The organism is Streptomyces sp. NBC_00637 (assembly GCF_045161545.1).
Taxonomy (GTDB): domain Bacteria; phylum Actinomycetota; class Actinomycetes; order Streptomycetales; family Streptomycetaceae; genus Streptomyces.
Genome location: NZ_CP109046.1, coordinates 5,138,310 through 5,157,469, shown reverse-complemented (window position 1 = coordinate 5,157,469; position 19,160 = coordinate 5,138,310). Strand labels below are relative to the sequence as shown.

Genomic DNA, 19,160 nt, shown 5'->3' with positions numbered 1-19,160 from the left:
GCTCCCTGCCCGGTTCCCTGCCCGCATTCCTCCCCGGCACGGCCCGGTCCGGTGCGGTCCGTTGAGCTCCGGTGTCCTGACCCGGCGGGCCGTGCGCGGCGTGACGGCGCTGCGCGGCGGGCGGGGGTGGCGGCCGACCCCGTACCAGGCCTTCGGCTTCCTGTTCTGGCTGGTGATGTCGCTGGCGTACTGGCGGGTGCCGCAGTGCTGCGACGCCGGCCAGCACGCGGCGGTGGTCGAACGCCTGAAGGACCGGCTCCTGGACCCGCGGCACCCGATGGGTGACCTGCCGGGCGCGGGCAGCCCCTACTACTCGCCGTACGCGGTGGCGGAGGGCGCGTTCGCCCGGGTGACCGGACTGTCGGGCTGGGCGGTGCTGCGGGTCGCCGGACCGGTGAACCTGCTGGTGCTGCTGACCGGCATCGGACGCTTCACGCGCGTGCTGACACCGAGGCCGTGGGCGCCGGTGCTCGGGCTGGCGGCGATGACGCTGCTGTGGGGCACCCAGCGGGCCTGGTGGAGCGGCTACCTCGGCCTGATGTCGATGACCGGCAATCTCGGCTACCCGTCCACCTTCGCCATCGGGCTCACCTTCTGGGGGTGGGCCCTGGCGGGCACGCGCGCGCGTGACGCGCGCCGGGTGCGGTACGTGGGTCCGAGCGGGATGCGCGGCTACACCGGGTACGTGGCGCCGGGCGTGCTGTACGGGGTGATCCTGCTGGTGCATCCGATCACGGCGATCGCGGCGGTGGCCGGGGGCGCGGCCTTCGTCGTGGGGTGGCAGCGCGGGTGGCGGGCCGCGGTGGCCGCCCGGTGGGCGGTGGCGGGGGCCGTCGCGCTGCTGGTGGCGGGGCTCTGGCCGTACTTCGACGTGTTCGGGCTGGCCGGGAACGGCAGCGTGGACGCGATGCACCGGCGCCTGTACGACGGACTGGCGGGCCACTTCTGGCTGGCGGCGGCGGGGCTGCCGGCGCTGTGGGTCCGGGGCCGCCGCTCGGCGCGCGACCCGCTGGTGCTGATGTTCGCCCTGGAGTGCCTGGTGGTGGCGTACGGCTTCGTCAGCGGCCACTACACCTGGGGGCGGATCCTCGGGCTCACCCTGGTGCCGCTCCAGTTCGCCCTGGCCGTGGAACTGGCGGCGCCCCGGCCGTGGCGGGCGGGGCGGCGGGTGCTGGGCGCGGTGGCGGCGGCCGCGGCCTGCCTGGGTTTCCTCACGGTGCAGGCGGGGGCGGTGGTGCCGCGCGCGCTGGATCCGGTCGGCTTCGAACCGCCGCCGCGCTGGCCGGCGTACGACTGGGCCGCGCAGTACATCGGGCGCGGCGAGGTGGTGGTCACCGACGGGTACTACGCGGTCCACGCGATCGCCGGGTACGGGCCGAACCTGGCCGCGCCGGCCTGGCCGGACGCGGCCCTGGACGAACGGGAGCGGCTACGGCGGCTCGAAGACGTCCGCTTCTACCTCTCCCGCGAGTCGACCCGCGCCGAGCGGGTGGGGATCGCCCACCGCTACCGCATCCGCTGGCTGCTGCTGACGCGCCGGCACCCGTTGCCCGAGGAGGCGGTGGTGGTGGCGTGGAGCCGGCGGACGGGGGAGGTGCTGGCGCGGGTCGGGAACGACTGAACCGCTGTATCGCCGTCCCGCCCGGGAGGGGGCCGGTGACTACTCGATGACGAGGTCGACCTCGATGTTGCCGCGGGTGGCGTTGGAGTACGGGCAGACCTGGTGGGCGGTCTCGACCAGCTTGCGGCCGGTCGCCTCGTCCAGGCCGTCGGGCAGCTCGACGCGCAGCGTCACCTTGAGGCCGAAGCCCTCGCCCTGCTTGCCTATGCCGACCTCGGCGGTCACGGCGGCGTCGGTGACGTCGACCTTCGCCTGGCGGCCGACGAGACCGAGCGCGCTGCCGAAGCAGGCCGCGTAACCGGCGGCGAAGAGCTGCTCGGGGTTGGTGCCCTGACCGTTGCCGCCCAGCTCCACCGGCGGGGCCAGCTGGAGGTCGATCTTGCCGTCGGAGGAGACGGCGCGACCGTCGCGGCCGTGGGTGGCGGTGGCGACTGCGGTGTAGAGCGCGTCCATGGATGAACCATCCCTCTCGGAAGTCGTGTCGGGGGGTGGCCGGCCCTCGCACCGTTGGCGTCCGGACCGCCTCACGAAGAGAAGTAGAGCACACAATTCAGTTGTGCACAACTAAATGGCTCGCTGGAGCTACCCTGGAGGCATGACCCCGACGCCCACACCCGCAGCGCAGGAGAACGCCGAGGAGAACTGGCTCCGCCTGGACAGCCAGATCTGCTTCTCCCTGCACGCCGCCTCGCGCGCCTTCAACGGCGTCTACCGCGTGATCCTCAAGGAACTCGGGCTGACCTACCCCCAGTACCTGGTGCTGCTCGTCCTGTGGGAGCACGGCGAACTGCCCGTGAAGAAGCTCGGCGAACACCTCCGCCTCGACTCCGGCACGCTCTCCCCGCTGCTCAAGCGACTGGAGTCGGCCGGCCTGGTGCGCCGCGAGCGCAGCGCCCGCGACGAGCGCTCGGTGGAGATCCGGCTCACCGAGGAGGGCGTCGCCCTGCGCGAGCGGGCACTGCGGGTGCCGCGCCGGATCGTCGCGGCGACCGGGTTCGACCTGGACGAGATCCGCGACCTGCGCGAACACCTCGACCAGCTCACCTCGGCCCTCGACGCGGCGGCCCTGGAGGAGCCGGAGGCGGAATAGGGCCTGCCGCCCGGCTCGTGCGGCGGATCGGTCACGGCGGGCCGGCTGATGCGGATCGGTCGACGGCGGGCCGGCGAGGGGGGCGGCGGCGGGCCGGTCCGAGCGGCGCTCGCCGAGTCCGGTCAGGTGTCTTCAGGTCAGGTGTTGTTCAGGTAGGCCAGTACCGCGAGCACCCGCCGGTGGCCGCTGTCGCTCGGGGGCAGGCTCAGCTTCAGGAACACGTTGCCGATGTGCTTGCTGACGGACCGTTCGGTGATGACGAGGGTGTCGGCGATGGTCGTGTTGTCGCGGCCCTCGGCCATCAGCTTCAGCACCTCGCGCTCCCGCGGGGTGAGCGAGTCCAGCGGCGAGTCGCGGCGGCGTGACATCAGCTCCGTGACGACCTCGGGGTCCAGAGCCGTACCGCCGGAGGCGACCCGCTCCAGGGCGTCGAGGAACTCGTCCACCCGGCCCACGCGGTCCTTCAGCAGATAGCCGACCCCGCTCGCGCCCCCGCCCAGCAGTTCGGCGGCGTAGGACTCCTCGACGTACTGGGAGAGCACCAGCACCGGCAGGCCGGGAATCCTCACGCGGGCCTCCAGCGCGGCCCGCAGACCCTCGTCACGAAAGCCCGGCGGCATCCGTACGTCGAGCACCGCCACGTCCGGCCGGTGCCGCAGGAGCGCCGGAAGGACCTCGGGGCCCGAGCCGACGACGGCCACGACCTCGTGCCCGGCCGATGTCAGCAGCAGGACCATGCCCTCCCTGAGCAGGGCGTTGTCCTCGGCCATCACGACTCTCATGCCACCTCGACTCCGGTCACGGCGTCCGCGCCACTCACAGCGCCTTGATCGCCTCGGTGGTCGCACGAGCCAGCGCGCCCAGGTAACCCTTGGGCAGCTTCGGGCTGCGGATCACCACCGAACGCCAGTAAAGCGGACCGGAGATCAGATCGAGCGCCAGCTCCTCGTTCAGCCCCTCGCGGACCTCCCCGCGCTGCTCCGCCGCCGCCACGATCTTCAGCGCGACCTCCTCCTGCCCCTGCTTCAGCGCCTTCTGCAGGGCCTCGGCGATCTCCGGGTTGCGGGCCGCCTCGGCCTGGAGGTCGGGGATGATCTGCGAGGCCACCGGGTGCCGCAGGGCCCGGGAGCTCACCTCGTAGAGCATGCGCAGGTCGCCCTCCAGGCTGCCCGTCTCCGGGGCCGGCAGACCCTGCACGGCGATCACCGAGACGATGTCGAGGACCAGGTGCAGCTTGGAGCGCCAGCGCCGGTACACCGCGGTCTTGCCCACTCCGGCACGCCGGGCGATGCCCTCGATGGACATCCGCGCGTAGCCGACGGTCGCGAGCTCCTCGAACACGGCGGCCCGGATGGCCTCCGTCACTTCCTCGCGGAGCACGGCCGCGCCCGCGGGGGCCCGGCGGCGCGGGCGCACCTGGGGTCCATCGGCGTTCGTCGCGTTCGTCGTCATGCCGACCAGCATAGGCCGTTACGACGAAACGGTTGCGTTCCGACGACGAATCGGCCTACTCTCACGTTGCGACGATACGGTGCCGTTCCGACGTAAGAAAACGTAAAGAAAACCGTAAGGAAACGTCGGGCGGCCCCGGAAACGCCGCCGCCCGCACCCCTTCCCCCGAGCGAAAGCAGCGGATGTGAGTCAGGTCCTCCACACACCGCCCCAGACACAGGCCGCCCCCCACGGCGACCTCGCGGCCCTGGCCGCCCGTCACGGCCTCACGGTCAGCGGCGCCCGCCCGTCCCTGCCCGAGTACATCCGCCAGCTCTGGGCGCGCCGCCACTTCATCACCGCGTTCGCCACCGCCAAGCTCACCGCCCAGTACAGCCAGGCGAAACTGGGCCAGGTCTGGCAGGTGATGACCCCGCTGCTGAACGCGGCGGTCTACTACTTCATCTTCGGTGTCCTGCTGGAGACCAAGAAGGGCGTGGCGGACTTCATCCCGTTCCTGGTCACGGGTGTCTTCGTCTGGACGTTCACGCAGAGCTCGATCATGGCGGGCACCCGGGCCATCGGCGGCAGCATCGGTCTGGTGCGGGCCCTGCACTTCCCCCGGGCCGCCCTGCCGATCTCGTTCTGCCTCCAGCAGCTCCAGCAGCTGCTGTTCTCGATGGCGGCCCTGCTCATCATCCTGTTCGCCGTGGGTGTGCCGCCGGCGCTGTCCTGGGTCCTCGTCATTCCGGCCCTGACACTGCAGTTCGTGTTCAACGCCGGCGTCTCGATGATCCTGGCCCGGCTCGGCGCGAACACCCCCGACATCTCCCAGCTGATGCCGTTCATCCTGCGCACCTGGATGTACATCTCGGGCGTGATGTGGAGCATCGACAACCTCCTCGAGAAGCACCAGGGCATGCCGGCCTGGGTCGCCGACCTGCTGCGGGCCAACCCCGCCGCCGTCTACATCGACCTGATGCGTTTCGCGCTGATCGACAGCTTCCACGCGAGCCAGCTGCCGCCCCACGTATGGCTGGTCGCGACCGGCTGGGCGCTGCTCGCCGGCGTCGGCGGCTTCATCTACTTCTGGAAGGCTGAGGAGACGTACGGCCGTGGCTGAGAACGCACCGCGCACCGCGCCCACCGAGCCCGTCGACGAACGGGCCCCCACCGTCATCGCGGACGGCGTCGACATCGTCTACCGGATCAACGGCACCGGCAGCGGCCGGGGCAGCGCGACAGCGGCCCTCAACCGCATCATCCGCCCCGGGCAGGCCCAGAAGGCCGCCGGCATGCGCATCGTGCACGCCGTCAAGAACGTCACCTTCGTCGCGTACAAGGGCGAGGCGATCGGCCTCATCGGCACCAACGGCTCCGGCAAGTCGACCCTGCTCAAGGGGATCGCCGGTCTCCAGCCGGTCGAGAACGGCAAGATCTACACCGACGGCCAGCCCTCGCTCCTCGGCGTCAACGCGGCCCTGATGGGCGACCTGACCGGCGAACGCAACGTCTACCTCGGCGGTCTCGCCATGGGGATGACGCGCGAGCAGATCAAGGAGCGCTACCAGGAGATCGTCGACTTCTCCGGCATCAACGAGAAGGGCGACTTCATCTCCCTGCCCATGCGCACCTACTCCTCCGGCATGGGCTCCCGGCTGCGCTTCTCCATCGCCGCCGCCAAGGACCACGACGTCCTGCTCATCGACGAGGCGCTGTCGACCGGTGACGCCCGGTTCCAGGCGCGTTCGGCGGAGCGCATCCAGGAGATGCGCGCGCACGCCGGCACGGTCTTCCTGGTCAGCCACAGCAACGCCGCGATCCGCGACACCTGCGACCGGGTGCTGTGGCTGGAGCGCGGCGAACTGCGCATGGACGGCCCGACGGAGGAGGTCCTGGAGGCGTACGAGGCGTTCACCGGGGACAAGAAGAAGCCCAAGGCCAAGCCGAAGCCTGCCTGACGCCCGACGCCCGGCCTCACACTCCGCCTCACGCCCCCCTCACGGGGCGATGAACGGACGAACGGGGGTGCCCCCGAGCCTCGACGGCTCGGGGGCACCCCCGTTTCCCGGGTTCCTACGAGTGCGTCCGCAGCAGCGTACGCATCGTCCGCATGGCCACCGACAGGTTGGCCAGGTCGAACGTCTCCGAACTCTGGATCTCCTCCAGCGTGGTGCGCGCCCGGCTCAGGATCGCCGCGTTCTTCTCCTCCCACGCCTTGAACCGCTGCTCGGGCGTCGAGGTGCCGTTGCCGACGGCCAGCACGTCCGCCGTCAGCGCCGCGTGGGCCGCGTACAGGTCCTCGCGGATGGAGGCGCGGGCCATGGACTGCCAGCGGTCGGCCCGCGGCAGCTCGATGATGCGGTCCATCAGCTGGGCGATGTGCAGACGGTCGGCGAGGTCGTAGTAGACCTCGGCGACGTCCAGCGGGTCCCGCCCCATCCGGTCCGCCACCGACACGATGTCCAGCGCCGGGAAGGCCGAGGAGAACCCGGCCACCCGGTCGGCCAGCTCGTCGGGGACGCCGGCATCGGTCAGCTCGTCGTGGATCCGCTGCCACCACTCGAGGTCCGCGCCCCGCAGCAGCTTCGTCAGCTGCGACCACACCTGCTCGACGCGCTCGGCGAAGAAGTCGACGGTCTCGGCGAGCTGGAGCGGCTGCGGCCGGTTGTTCAGCAGCCAGCGCGTACCGCGCTCGACGAGCCGCCGCGAGTGCAGCCGGATCCGGGTCTGGACGTCGGCCTCGACCTGGTTGTCGAGATCCTCCACCGCGTCCCACACCGGCGACGAACGGAAGATCGCCCGGGCCGCGGTCTGGGCCCGCACGATCTCCTCCAGCGAGGCGCCGGTCTCCTCCCGCAGCCGGTGCAGATACGTCGTACCGCCCGTGTTGACCGTGTCGTTGACCAGCACGGTCGTGATGATCTCGCGGCGCAGCGGGTGGCTGTCGATCCCCTCGGCGAACCGCTCGCGCAACGCCGTCGGGAAGTACGCGTGCAGCAGACCCCGCAGGTACGGGTCGTCGGGCAGCGAGGTGTGCAGCAGCTCGTCCGACACCGTGATCTTCGTGTAGGCCATCAGGACGGCCGTCTCCGGGCTGGTCAGGCCCTGGCCGGCGCCGAGACGCTCACGGATCTGCCGGTCCGTGGGCAGGAACTCCAGGGCCCGGTCCAGGTGCTTCTCCCGGACCAGGTGGCGCATGAAGCGCTGCTGGGCGTGGAGCATGTCCTTGGACTGGGCGAGGGCGTTGGCGATCGCCGTGTTCTGCGCGTAGTTGTTGCGCAGGACGAGCGCGCCGACCTCGTCGGTCATCTCCGCGAGCACCTTGTTGCGCTGCTTGACGGTCATGTCACCCTCGGCGACCAGACCGTTCAGCAGGATCTTGATGTTCACCTCGTGGTCGGAGGTGTCAACGCCCGCGCTGTTGTCGATGGCATCCGTGTTGATCTTGCCGCCGTGCAGCGCGAACTCGATCCGGCCGAGCTGGGTCAGCCCCAGGTTGCCGCCCTCGCCGACGACCTTGACCCGCAGGTCGGCGCCGTCCACCCGGATCGGGTCGTTGGCCTTGTCGCCGACGTCGGCGTTCGACTCCGCGCCGGACTTGACGTACGTGCCGATGCCGCCGTTCCACAGCAGGTCCACCCGCGCCCGCAGGATCGCCTTCATCAGGTCCGCCGGGGTCAGCTTGGTGACGCCCGCCTCGATCCCGAGGGCCTCCCGGATGTGACCGTTGACCGGGATCGCCTTCGCCGTACGCGGGAAGATTCCGCCACCGGCCGAGATCAGATCACCGTTGTAGTCGGCCCAGCTGGAGCGCGGCAGCTCGAACAGCCGGCGGCGCTCGGCGTAGGAGGTCGCCGCGTCCGGCTTCGGGTCGATGAAGATGTGCCGGTGGTCGAAGGCCGCGACCAGCCGGATGTGCTCACTGAGCAGCATGCCGTTGCCGAACACGTCACCGGACATGTCACCGATGCCGACGACCGTGAAGTCCTCGGCCTGCGTGTTCAGGCCCAGCTCCTGGAAGTGCCGCTTCACGGACTCCCAGGCACCGCGGGCGGTGATGCCCATGCCCTTGTGGTCGTAGCCGGCCGAGCCGCCCGAGGCGAAGGCGTCACCGAGCCAGAAGTTGTACGACTCGGCGACCTGGTTGGCGATGTCCGAGAACGTCGCCGTGCCCTTGTCGGCGGCGACCACCAGATAGGTGTCGTCCTCGTCGTGCCGTACGACGTCGGCCGGCGGCACGACCTCCCCGCCGACCATGTTGTCGGTGATGTCGAGCAGCGCCGAGATGAACGTCTTGTAGCTGGAGATGCCCTCGGCCAGCCACGCGTCACGGTCCACCGCCGGGTCGGGCAACTGCTTGGCGACGAAGCCGCCCTTGGCACCCACCGGCACGATGACGGTGTTCTTCACCATCTGCGCCTTCACCAGGCCGAGCACCTCGGTACGGAAGTCCTCCCGCCGGTCGGACCAGCGCAGACCACCGCGCGCGACCTTCCCGAACCGCAGGTGCACACCCTCCACCTGCGGCGAGTACACCCAGATCTCGAACGCCGGCCGGGGCGCCGGCAGGTCCGGGATGGCCTGCGGGTCGAACTTCATGGACACGTAGTCGTGCGGCTCGCCGCCCGCGCGCTCCTGGAAGAAGTTCGTCCGCAGGGTCGCCTTGATGACGGTCAGGAAGGACCGCAGGATCCGGTCCTCGTCGAGCGACGCCACCTGGTCGAGCGCCGCGTCCAGTTCCTCGAGCAGGGCGTCGACGATCTCGTGCCCGGCGCGCTGCCGGTCCGGCGACATCCGTGCCTCGAACAGCGACACGAGCAGCCGGGTGGTGTGCACGTTGGTCCGGAGGGTGTCCTCCATGTAGTCCTGGCTGAACGTGGACCCGGCCTGACGCAGGTACTTGGCGTACGCGCGCAGCACCATCGCCTGCCGCCAGTGCAGCCCCGCGCCCAGCACCAGCGCGTTGAACCCGTCGTTCTCCGCCTTGCCGGTCCACGTCGCCGAGAACGCCTCCTGGAACCGCTCACGCCCGTCGTCACCGAGGAAGTCCCCACCGGGGCCCGCCAGCGACTTGGGGATCCGCAGACCGAAGTCGTAGATCCAGGCGTTGCTGCGGTCCGAGCAGCGCAGTTCGTACGGCCGCTCGTCGATCACCTCGACACCGAGCCGGTTCAGGACCGGCAGCACGGCCGACAGGGAGATCGCGTCACCCTTGCGGTAGATCTTGAAGCGACGCTCGCCGGGCGCGGCACCCACCGGCTCGTACAGGCTGAGCGAGAAGTTCCGCTCCTCGGTCAGCCGCTCCAGATGGCAGAGGTCGGCGACAGCGGAACGCGGGCTGTGGTCGGCCTTGTACCCCTCGGTGAAGGCGTTGTGGTAGCGCCGCAGCAGCTCCGCGGCCCGCTCCTCGCCGAGCTCGGCGACGAGCGCCTCCTGGAAGGCGTCCGCCCAGGAACGCGCCGCCTCGACGAGCCGCACCTCGATGCGCTCCTTGTCGGCGTCGGACAGCTCCGGCAGCTCGGTGCCCTGCGGGACCCGCACGACGAAGTGCAGCCGGGACAGGATCGACTCGGTGTTCCAGGCGGTGAAGTCGACGCTCGTCCCGCCCAGCTCCTCCTTGAGGATGTCGATGATCCGCAGCCGCACGCCCGTGGTGTAGCGGTCGCGGGGCAGGTAGACGATCGCCGAGTAGTAGCGCCCGTACTCGTCCTGCCGCAGGTACAGCCGCAGCCGGCGCCGCTCCTGGAGGTAGAGCACGGACGTGACGATGGCCCGGAGCTCGTCCACCGGCGTCTGGAAGAGCTCGTCGCGCGGGTACGTCTCCATGATCTGGAGCAGGTCGCGCCCGTCATGGCTGTTGGGCGAGAAGCCGGCGCCCTCCAGCACGGCCTCGACCTTGCGGCGCACGACCGGCACCCGCACCACGGACTCGGTGTAGGCGGCGGAGGAGAACAGCCCGAGGAACCGCCGTTCCCCGACCACGTTCCCGTCCTGGTCGAACTTCTTCACACCGACGTAGTCGAGGTAGGAGGGCCGGTGCACGGTGGCCCGGCTGTTCGCCTTGGTCAGCACCAGCAGCTTGTGCTCACGCGCCTTGGCGCGGGCGTCGGCGGGCAGCCGCTCGAACGACGGGCTGACCGGGTGGTCGTCACCTTCGGCGTGATGCGGGTCGGAGCGCAGAATGCCGAGCCCGGTCCCGGGGACGGCGGCGAGGCAGTCGTCGCCCCGCAGCTGGTACTCCCGGTAGCCGAGGAAGGTGAAGTGGTTGGCGGCCAGCCAGCGCAGCAGCTCACGGGCCTCGTCGACCTCGGGCCGCGCCAGATCGCCGGGGACGGGCTCCTCCTGGAGCTGATCGGCGACCCGCAGCGCGGTGTCCCGCATCTTCTCCCAGTCCTCGACGGCCTCGCGGACATCGGACAGCACGCGCACCAGGTCGGCGGTGATCTGCTTCAGGTCGGCACGGTCGGTCTCACGGTCGATCTCGACGTGGATCCACGACTCGACATGCCCGTCGTGCGGCAGGTCCGCCGCGGCGGGCGGCGTGCTGAGCACCTCGATGAGCCGGCCGGTCACATCGCGCCGCACGACCACCTGCGGGTGGATGACGAGGTGGATCCCCCGCCCCTGCCGGGTCAGCTCATTGGTGACGGAGTCGACGAGGAACGGCATGTCGTCGGTCACGACCTCGACGACCGAGTGACTGCACGTCCAGCCGTTCTCCTCGACCGTAGGGGTGTGCACCCTTACGTTGGCCGTTCCCTGCGGCCGGTTCTCGGCCAGCCGGTAGTGCGAGAGCGCGGCTCCGAAGACATCGACCGGGTCGCGGCCGCTCAGGTCCTCCGGGGCGGTGTGCAGGTAGTAGCGCTGGAGGAACGCGAGGAGAGTGGCGTGGTCCGGGGTCCCCGGAGTGCCCTCGCTCGTCGTCCCAGTCGGTAGGTGCCCCCCGACCGGGCTGTTCTCAGCGACCCGCGCCGCCCTCTCGAGCAGCTCGGCCTTGGCTTCGTCCAGCTTGGTCTGCATTGTCCTCTGGCTCCTGTCGCGCGCCGTTGCGTGACGTAGAAGGAAGTACGGTCTCTTCCCCTGCGGCTCGACGCCACGGCCCGGGGTCTCCGGTCTGCTCCGACGCTATGCCGCAAGATGAGATGAGCGGGGGGTTATCAGCCATTCTCGACACCACACCCGGGTGTGACGCTGCTCTCCGCGTCTGCTGCGTCCGGGGGGTGCACGGCGTCCGGGGGGCCCTTTCGGCCCCGTCCCGCCCGCGCCGACCAGCGTCCGCCGCCCGGCTGCGGAGATGGTCCGCACACACCGGGCGCAGGGCAGGGGCGACATTGCCCCCGCGAGCTATCGCGCTGATCACGCCACCAAGGCTATCGCCCCTCCCGGGCCTCCCGTCATGAGCCGTATGTGTACAAAACCCGACCCGGAACTTTGCCGTTCTGCACAGGGGCGGAACAGCGGATGACGTGGGATGGGGCGCCATCCGAAAAGCCCGGGGATCGGATCCGGGCGGGACGGGTGGGTTGCGCCGAGCCTGCTGCTGTGCGAGGGGCGCGGGGGACGTAGTCCCCCGCGCCGGGGTCGGGGGCGAAGCGCCGGGTAGGGCGAAGCCCCGGGTGGGGTGCGGGGGACGCGGTGCCTCGCCGGGGTGCAGGGGCTGAGTCCCGGGTGGGGTGCAGGGGGGCGCGGTGCCCCGCAGGGGTTCAGGGGCGAAGAAGACTCATTCCCCGCCGAGGTACAGGCGCAGGACTGAGGGGTGCACGGGACGCAGCCCGGCAGGGGTGCAGTCGCAGGACCCCCGGAGGCGCGCAGGGGACGCAGTCCCCGCCGAAGTGCAGGCCGAGCTTCTGGTGGGGTGGAAGGGGCGGAGCCCCCTGGGATGGGTCGGGTAGGGGCGGCGGGGGCGAGAAAAGTCGACGCCGGCCCCGCCCCGCGGGACGCTGAAAGCGCCCCCTCTTGGCAAGCCCGTCCACAAGAGGCACGTTGCCCATGGCAACGCCCGCCCGAGAGGAGAAGGAGCCGCCCACCATGACCGCGAAAATCCTCATCGTCACCGGCGACGCAGCGGAATCCCTGGAAGTCCTCTACCCCTACCAACGCCTCCGCGAGGAAGGCTACGAGGTCCACATCGCCGCCCCCACCCGCAAGAAGCTCCAGTTCGTCGTCCACGACTTCGAACCCGGCTTCGACACCTACACCGAGAAGCCCGGCTACACCTGGCCCGCCGACCTCGCGTTCTCCGAGGTCGACCCCGGCCAGTACGTCGCCGTGGTCATCCCCGGCGGCCGCGCCCCGGAGTACCTCCGCAACGACCCCGAGCTCCGCAAGATCCTGAAGTCGTTCTTCGACGCCGACAAGCCGGTCGCCCAGATCTGCCACGGCCCCCTGCTCACCGCGGCCGCGGACGCCCTCCACGGCCGGCGCGTCACGGCGTACCCGGCCCTGGAGCTCGACATGCAGTCGGCGGGCGCCACCTTCCAGGACGCCGAGGCGGTCGTCGACGGCACCCTGGTCTCCGCCCGCGCCTGGCCGGACCACTCGGCCTGGATGCGCGAGTTCCTCAAGGTGCTACGCACCAAGGCACCGGTGACGTGACCCGACCGGTGCGGCGCCCTCGGGACGCCGCACCGGTCAGGGCTCACGGCGCCCACGCGCCGGCACCACACCTCACCGGCCCTACGCAGCCGCGGCCAACCGCCCCGCGACCTCCACGGCCTCCCCCAGCGTGTCCACCACCGGCACCCCCACCCCCTCCAGGCTGGCCCGACCGTGCGACCCGCCGGTGTACAGCACGGCCTGCGCGCCCACGTGCAACGCGGCCACCGCGTCATCCGCGGCGTCGCCGATCACCACCGTGCGCGCCGCCTGGACCCCGGTCAGCGCTTCGAGGTGCCGCACCATGTGCTCGGCCTTGCTGCCCCCGGAGGGCCCGGTCCGCCCGTCGACCCGTACGAAGTGCGGCTCGATCCCGAACCCCCGGACCAGCGGCACGAGTTCCTCGTGTACGTACATGCTCAGCAGAGACTGGCTGTGCCCCGCCGACCGCCACCCCGCGAGCAGCTCCACCGCGCCCTCGGTGAGCCCGCACCGCACCCGGTGCTCGGCGTAGTACCGGTGGAAGATGTCGTCCATGACCTCCCACTCGGCATCGGTGGGCAGCCTTCCCATGAGCCGCTCGTAGAACTTCGGCACCGGAACGCAGTACAGCGCCCGGTACTGCTCCTGTGTGATCGGCTCCAGCCCCAGCTCGCCGAATGCCGCGTTCGTCGCCCCGATGATCGCGTCGTTGTCGTGGAACAGCGTCCCGTTCCAGTCCCAGACGATGTGCGCCGCTTCCTGCTTCCCCATACCTGCAAACGTACCCGCCACCACCGACAATCAAGTGACCGACCGAAGCGGCGGCACCCGGTCACCCCCTGCGCCACCCGACCGCGGCAGCCGAAACGGAAGCGCGGTACGGCCGCGCGGACGGCCGGGCAGCCCGGCAACCGAACAGCCGGCCCGGCGAACCCAGCCCCCCGACCCCACAGGGCTGGGATCTACCGAACAGCCGGTCCGGCGAACTCAGTCCCCCGACCCCACCAGGGTCGGGATCTCCTGCCGGTCGAACCACAGCAGCTCATGGTCCTCGGCCCCGTCGACGACGAACTGCGCGTCGTCGTCCCCGCCGTCCGCAGCCGCGAGCGCCTCCGCCGCGGCCGTCACGTCCGTCTCCGCCTCCCCGGCGTCGACGTGCACCGCGGCCGCCTTGGCCAGCGGCACGGGACCCGTCACCCGCACCTCGCCCAGCGCCGCCGGATCGAGACCGCGGTCGGGGTCCGCGGCAGCCGCGCGGTCGGGTACGTCGACGGCGACCACGACCCGGCGCCGCGGGGCGCCCGGGTCAGCCGCGAGCAGCCGCAGCGAGGCGAGCGCGGCCCTGCCGAGCGCCGCGTACTCCAGCTCCTCGATGTCGTCGGAGAGATACCACTCGCGCAACGCGGGCGTGACGGCGTACGCGACGAGCTGCCCGGACCCCAGCTCACCCGTCTTGTGCGCCTCGGCGAGGCCGGGGAGGGTCAGGGGGACGTAGACGCGCATGGCTGGCCGCTCTTTCGTGGTCGGGGTCGGGGTCGTTGTGGCGATCGTGATCGTGGTGATCGGGGTCGTGGCGGCGCTCGGGATCGTGGTGGCGATCGTGGTCGCCGGCTCGGACTCGATAACCGCGCGAGCACGGTTCCGCGTCCTCCCGAGGGCCATCAGGATACGTGCGGCCGTCCCCTTTCGGGCCCCTGCCCACACCTCCGCGACCGTCAACCCGGGACCACGTGACTCACCCGGGCCGCCCCCGCAACGCCGGGCATTCACCGCCCCCCACTCACCCTGATAGGGGAATCCGCCCGACCCCCGCCACGCACGCTCCGCTTCCTTGCCGTCATGCAGCGACACCGCGTACAAGATCCACAACGGCAAGTTACCGACCGGTAGAGCCGAGCCCACCGAACGGGGAGCCCCATGAACAAGGTCATGACGCGGACGCAGCACCACCCCGGCACCCGCCCTGCCGGCCGCCACGACACCCGCCGCCCCGGGGGCGCCCCGCCCCGCACCCCGGGCGGCGGCGCCCCCCGCACGGCGTCCGGCGGCGGCCGCCCACCCGGTCCCCCCGGCACCAGCTCCCCCACCCGCACCCGCCCCACCGACAGCCGCCCCACAACCCCCCGGTCACTCACTCCCCGACCCGGCACCGGCACCGGCACCAATGCCCCCGCCGGCTCCCCGACCGCCCCGGTCCAGATCCCCCGGCGGCCCGTCTCCCAGCCCCGCCCCACGGACCTCTTCGCCGACCGCCTCCTCGAGGTCCTGACAGGCCGGCGCCCGGTGCACTTCATGCTCCGCCACACCGTCGGCCACGCCTACGACGACCTGGCCCACCTCGCCGAACGCGGCCCCCTGCGCACCACCCGCGGCGCCCGCCCCGTCGTGCGGGACATCGGCTACTACGTCCCCCGCCCCGGCGCCATCGAGGCCTTCGCCCGCATCGGCGCCGGTGACCGCCTGCGGGCCATGGCCTTCCGCCTGGAACTGGGCACCGACCACCGCTGGCGCTGCACCGCGGTGGAACTCGACGGCACCCGCCGCCCCCACCCACAGGACGACTGAGCGGCCCCCGAACCGCCGAACAGCAAAGGGCCGGGCCACCCGAAGGTGACCCGGCCCTCAAGCCGCTACGAAGCCCACCGCGCCGTGGCCGCGGGGTGACGCGCCCTACTTCTTGCGGCGCCGCCCGGCCTTCGCCTGCTTGCGGCGCTCCGCGCGCGTGAGGCCATCGGCCTCGGAGCGCACCGGCTCGTCCTCGTCACTGTCGAAGTCGCCCTCGATCGTGCCGCCCTCGCCGTCCACCGTCGGAGCCGAGAAGTGCAGCTGACGACGCTGCGGAGCGTCCAGACCCTTCGCCCGGATCTCCGGACGCGAACCCGCCTGCGCCGGCACCACGTCCTGCTTCTCCATGTCGACCGGCGCGGCGTCCTCCACCGGGACCTCCTCGACCTGCTGCTCGACCTGCACCTCCAGGTTGAACAGGTAGCCGACGGACTCCTCCTTGATGCCGTCCATCATCGCGGCGAACATGTCGAAGCCCTCGCGCTGGTACTCGACCAGGGGGTCCTTCTGCGCCATCGCACGCAGACCGATGCCCTCCTGGAGGTAGTCCATCTCGTAGAGGTGCTCGCGCCACTTGCGGTCCAGGACCGACAGCACGACCCGGCGCTCCAGCTCACGCATGATCTCGGAACCGAGGTGCGACTCCCGCGACTCGTACTGCTCGCGGATGTCGTCCTTGATGGACTCGGAGATGAACTCGGCGGTCAGACCGGCCCGGTCCCCGGCCGCCTCCTCCAGCTCCTCGACGGTGACCTTCACCGGGTAGAGCTGCTTGAAGGCGCCCCACAGCCGGTCCAGGTCCCAGTCCTCCGGGAAGCCCTCGGCGGTCTCCGCACCGACGTACGCGTCGATCGTGTCGTCCATGAAGTGGTGGATCTGCTCCTGGAGGTCCTCGCCCTCCAGGACGCGGCGCCGCTCACCGTAGATGACCTCACGCTGACGGTTGAGCACCTCGTCGTACTTCAGGACGTTCTTACGCGTCTCGAAGTTCTGCTGCTCCACCTGCGACTGCGCGGACGCGATCGCGCGCGTGACCATCTTGTTCTCGATCGGCACGTCGTCCGGCACGTTCGCCATCGACATCACGCGCTCGACCATCTGCGCCTTGAACAGCCGCATCAGGTCGTCACCCAGCGACAGGTAGAAGCGGGACTCGCCCGGGTCGCCCTGACGGCCGGAACGACCGCGCAGCTGGTTGTCGATACGGCGCGACTCGTGCCGCTCGGTACCCAGCACGTAGAGGCCGCCCAGCTCCTTGACCTCGTTGAACTCGGCCTTGACCGCCTGCTCGGCCTTCTCCAGGGCGGCGGGCAGCGCGGCGGCCCACTCCTCGATGTGCTCCTCGGGGTCGAGGCCGCGCTGGCGCAGCTCCGCCTCCGCGAGGTCGTCGGGGTTGCCGCCGAGCTTGATGTCGGTACCACGGCCGGCCATGTTGGTCGCGACCGTCACGGCGCCCTTGCGGCCCGCCTGGGCGACGATCGACGCCTCACGCTCGTGGTGCTTGGCGTTCAGCACCTCGTGCTGCACACCCCGCTTGGAGAGCTGCTGCGACAGGTACTCGGACTTCTCGACCGACGTCGTACCGACGAGGATCGGCTGGCCCTTCTCGTGCTTCTCGGCGATGTCGTCGACGACCGCCTCGAACTTCGCGACCTCGGTGCGGTAGATCAGGTCGGACTGGTCCTTGCGGACCATCGGCCTGTTCGTCGGGATCGGGACCACGCCGAGCTTGTAGATCTGGTGGAACTCGGCGGCCTCGGTCATCGCCGTACCGGTCATGCCGCAGAGGCCGGGCTGTTCCTTGTCGTTGTGGTCGTGGCGCTTGTAGAGGCGGAAGAAGTTCTGAAGGGTGATCGTGGCGAGCGTCTGGTTCTCGTCCTTGATGTCCACCCCTTCCTTCGCCTCGATCGCCTGGTGCATGCCCTCGTTGTAGCGGCGGCCCGCGAGGATACGGCCCGTGTGCTCGTCGACGATCATGACTTCGCCGTCCATGACGACGTAATCCTTGTCCTTCTTGAAGAGCTCCTTCGCCTTGATGGCGTTGTTCAGGTAGCCCACCAGAGGGGTGTTCACCGACTCGTAGAGATTGTCGATGCCCAGCCAGTCCTCGACCTTGCTGACACCGGCCTCGTGGATGGCGACCGTGCGCTTCTTCTCGTCGACCTCGTAGTCGCCGGTCTCCTCGATGCCCTTGAGCGGGTTGCCGGCCTCGCCCTTCTTCAGGCGCGTCACCAGCTTCGCGAAGTCGCCGTACCACTTGGTGGCCTGGTCGGCCGGACCCGAGATGATCAGCGGCGTACGCGCCTCGTCGACCAGGATGGAGTCGACCTCGTCGACGATGGCGAAGTTGTGGCCGCGCTGGACCAGCTCGTCCTGCGCCCACGCCATGTTGTCGCGCAGATAGTCGAAGCCGAACTCGTTGTTCGTGCCGTAGGTGATGTCGCACGCGTACATCTCGCGGCGCTGGGCCGGCGTCATGTTGGCGAGAATGCAGCCGACTTCCAGACCCAGGAACTTGTGGACGCGACCCATCATCTCGGAGTCGCGCTCGGCCAGGTAGTCGTTGACCGTGATCAGGTGGACACCCTTGCCGGACAGCGCGTTCAGATACGCCGGCAGCGTGCCGACGAGCGTCTTGCCCTCACCGGTCTTCATCTCGGCCACATAGCCGAGGTGCAGGGCGGCACCACCCATGATCTGCACGTCGTAGTGACGCTGACCGAGGACACGCTTGGCGGCCTCACGCACGGTGGCGAACGCCTCGGGCAGCAGATCGTCCAGGCTCTCACCGTCGGCGTACCGCTGCTTGTACTCCTCCGTGAGGGCGCGCAGCTCGGCGTCGGAGAGGTCGATGAAGTCCTCTTCGATGGAGTTGACCTGGTCCGCGATGCGGTGCAGCTTGCGCAGGATCTTGCCTTCGCCTGCACGCATGATCTTCGAGAGGACGGACACGGGGGTTGGTCTCCTTGCCGGTCGGGCCTGGGACGGTCGGTTTCCAGTGGACTTGCTGAGCAACGGCCATCGTATGCGAGGACCCCGCCACCCCGGGAGGCCTGCCGCGACGAGGACCACACACTGCTGCGCACCTGCTCCAAAATCTTCTTCAAAAGGGACAACGGCCGGGCCCCGCCGATGGTGCCGCGTCCACCGGACGAATTGCGCGAATTGTGATCACGCGCTCACGCACGGCAAAAGGATGGCGTCCGCCGGACACGCCGCGCAGAATCGGCCGATGGAGCCCGAACCCGTCACCCTCACCACCCCCCGCCTCGTCCTGCGCCCCCTCGACCCGCGGGACGCCGACGCCGTGTACACCGCCGCGCAGGACCCCGACATCCAGCGCTGGACCACGATCCCCTCCCCCTACCTCCCCGAGCACGCCCGCAGCTTCACCGAACTGCTCGCCCCGGAGGGCTGGGCGAGCGGCTCCATGTTCACCTTCGGCGTCTTCCTCCCCGACGGCGCCCTGACCGGCGTCCTCAGCCTCACCATGCGCTCCCCGGGCACCGCCGAGGTCGGCTTCTGGGCGGCCAAGGAACACCGCGGCCACGGCTACACCACCGAGGCCACCCTCACCGCGGCCCGCTGGGCCTTCACGACCCTCCCCGTCGACCGCGTCGAATGGCGGGCCGAGATCGGCAACACCGCCTCCCGCACGGTCGCCGAGAAGGCCGGCTTCACCCTGGAAGGCACCCTCCGCTCGGCCATCGCCAACAAGGGCGTACGACGCGACTGCTGGCTGGCCTCCCTGCTCCCGTCGGACCTGGGACTGCCCTCGACGGCGCCGTACGTCCCGTCGCCTTCCAGCCCGTAACGGCCCCGAAAGCCGGCCCCCGGACAAAACCCCCAGCTCACCGCGCACTGTCAGTGCCA

The 19,160-nt window shown here is 70.5% G+C and carries 14 protein-coding genes; 7 read left to right on the top strand and 7 right to left on the bottom strand.

Going from position 1 to position 19,160, the window contains the following annotated elements:
* Positions 1-61: 61 nt before the first annotated feature.
* Positions 62-1,621, top strand: a complete 1,560-nt coding sequence (locus tag OG440_RS22635; protein WP_406008616.1) for a hypothetical protein — start codon at positions 62-64, stop codon at positions 1,619-1,621.
* Between the two features lie 39 nt (positions 1,622-1,660).
* Here OG440_RS22635 and OG440_RS22630 read toward each other — a convergent pair whose 3' ends face one another.
* Positions 1,661-2,074: an organic hydroperoxide resistance protein gene (locus OG440_RS22630; RefSeq protein WP_171397613.1), complete on the bottom strand. Its 414-nt coding sequence runs from the start codon at positions 2,072-2,074 to the stop codon at positions 1,661-1,663.
* 142 nt (positions 2,075-2,216) lie between these two features.
* Here OG440_RS22630 and OG440_RS22625 point away from each other — a divergent pair, with 142 nt between their 5' ends.
* On the top strand, positions 2,217-2,711 hold the full coding sequence (locus tag OG440_RS22625) for a MarR family winged helix-turn-helix transcriptional regulator (protein WP_406008615.1): 495 nt from the start codon (positions 2,217-2,219) through the stop codon (positions 2,709-2,711).
* A 137-nt stretch (positions 2,712-2,848) separates the two neighbouring features.
* Here OG440_RS22625 and OG440_RS22620 read toward each other — a convergent pair whose 3' ends face one another.
* Together OG440_RS22620 and OG440_RS22615 are read right to left on the bottom strand one after the other, a co-directional pair.
* Entirely contained in the window at positions 2,849-3,493 is a 645-nt protein-coding gene (locus OG440_RS22620) for a LuxR C-terminal-related transcriptional regulator (protein WP_406008614.1), read from the bottom strand.
* Positions 3,494-3,527: 34 nt separating this feature from the next.
* The gene (locus tag OG440_RS22615) at positions 3,528-4,175 is read right to left on the bottom strand and encodes a TetR/AcrR family transcriptional regulator (RefSeq protein WP_406008613.1); all 648 of its coding nucleotides are present in this window, start codon (positions 4,173-4,175) and stop codon (positions 3,528-3,530) included.
* Positions 4,176-4,347: 172 nt separating this feature from the next.
* On the opposite strand from OG440_RS22615, the gene OG440_RS22610 reads away from it, so the two are divergent.
* Positions 4,348-5,265 carry an ABC transporter permease gene (locus OG440_RS22610; protein ID WP_351764278.1) on the top strand — a complete coding sequence of 306 codons (918 nt, stop codon included), beginning with the start codon at positions 4,348-4,350 and terminating at the stop codon, positions 5,263-5,265.
* The gene (locus OG440_RS22605) at positions 5,258-6,103 is read left to right on the top strand and encodes an ABC transporter ATP-binding protein (RefSeq protein WP_406008612.1); all 846 of its coding nucleotides are present in this window, start codon (positions 5,258-5,260) and stop codon (positions 6,101-6,103) included. The genes OG440_RS22610 and OG440_RS22605 overlap by 8 nt, the downstream gene beginning before the upstream one ends.
* 115 nt (positions 6,104-6,218) lie before the next feature.
* Here OG440_RS22605 and OG440_RS22600 read toward each other — a convergent pair whose 3' ends face one another.
* Positions 6,219-11,165, bottom strand: coding sequence for an NAD-glutamate dehydrogenase (locus OG440_RS22600; protein WP_406008611.1), 4,947 nt, complete (start codon positions 11,163-11,165; stop codon positions 6,219-6,221).
* 1,008 nt (positions 11,166-12,173) lie between these two features.
* Between OG440_RS22600 and OG440_RS22595 the strand changes: the two genes are divergently transcribed.
* Positions 12,174-12,740, top strand: a complete 567-nt coding sequence (locus tag OG440_RS22595) for a DJ-1/PfpI family protein (RefSeq protein WP_406008610.1) — start codon at positions 12,174-12,176, stop codon at positions 12,738-12,740.
* 81 nt (positions 12,741-12,821) lie between these two features.
* Here the strand turns inward: OG440_RS22595 and OG440_RS22590 are convergent, their stop codons facing one another.
* Together OG440_RS22590 and OG440_RS22585 are read right to left on the bottom strand one after the other, a co-directional pair.
* Positions 12,822-13,493, bottom strand: a complete 672-nt coding sequence (locus tag OG440_RS22590; protein WP_406008609.1) for an HAD family hydrolase — start codon at positions 13,491-13,493, stop codon at positions 12,822-12,824.
* A gap of 216 nt (positions 13,494-13,709) precedes the next feature.
* Complete coding sequence (locus tag OG440_RS22585) at positions 13,710-14,225, bottom strand: DUF6912 family protein (protein ID WP_406008608.1); 516 nt, start codon at positions 14,223-14,225, stop codon at positions 13,710-13,712.
* Between the two features lie 414 nt (positions 14,226-14,639).
* On the opposite strand from OG440_RS22585, the gene OG440_RS22580 reads away from it, so the two are divergent.
* Entirely contained in the window at positions 14,640-15,287 is a 648-nt protein-coding gene (locus tag OG440_RS22580; protein WP_406008607.1) for an Rv3235 family protein, read from the top strand.
* A 105-nt stretch (positions 15,288-15,392) separates the two neighbouring features.
* Here OG440_RS22580 and secA read toward each other — a convergent pair whose 3' ends face one another.
* Entirely contained in the window at positions 15,393-18,239 is a 2,847-nt protein-coding gene (gene secA, locus OG440_RS22575; protein WP_406008606.1) for a preprotein translocase subunit SecA, read from the bottom strand.
* Between the two features lie 280 nt (positions 18,240-18,519).
* Here secA and OG440_RS22570 point away from each other — a divergent pair, with 280 nt between their 5' ends.
* Positions 18,520-19,101, top strand: a complete 582-nt coding sequence (locus tag OG440_RS22570) for a GNAT family N-acetyltransferase (RefSeq protein WP_406008605.1) — start codon at positions 18,520-18,522, stop codon at positions 19,099-19,101.
* Positions 19,102-19,160: the final 59 nt, after the last annotated feature.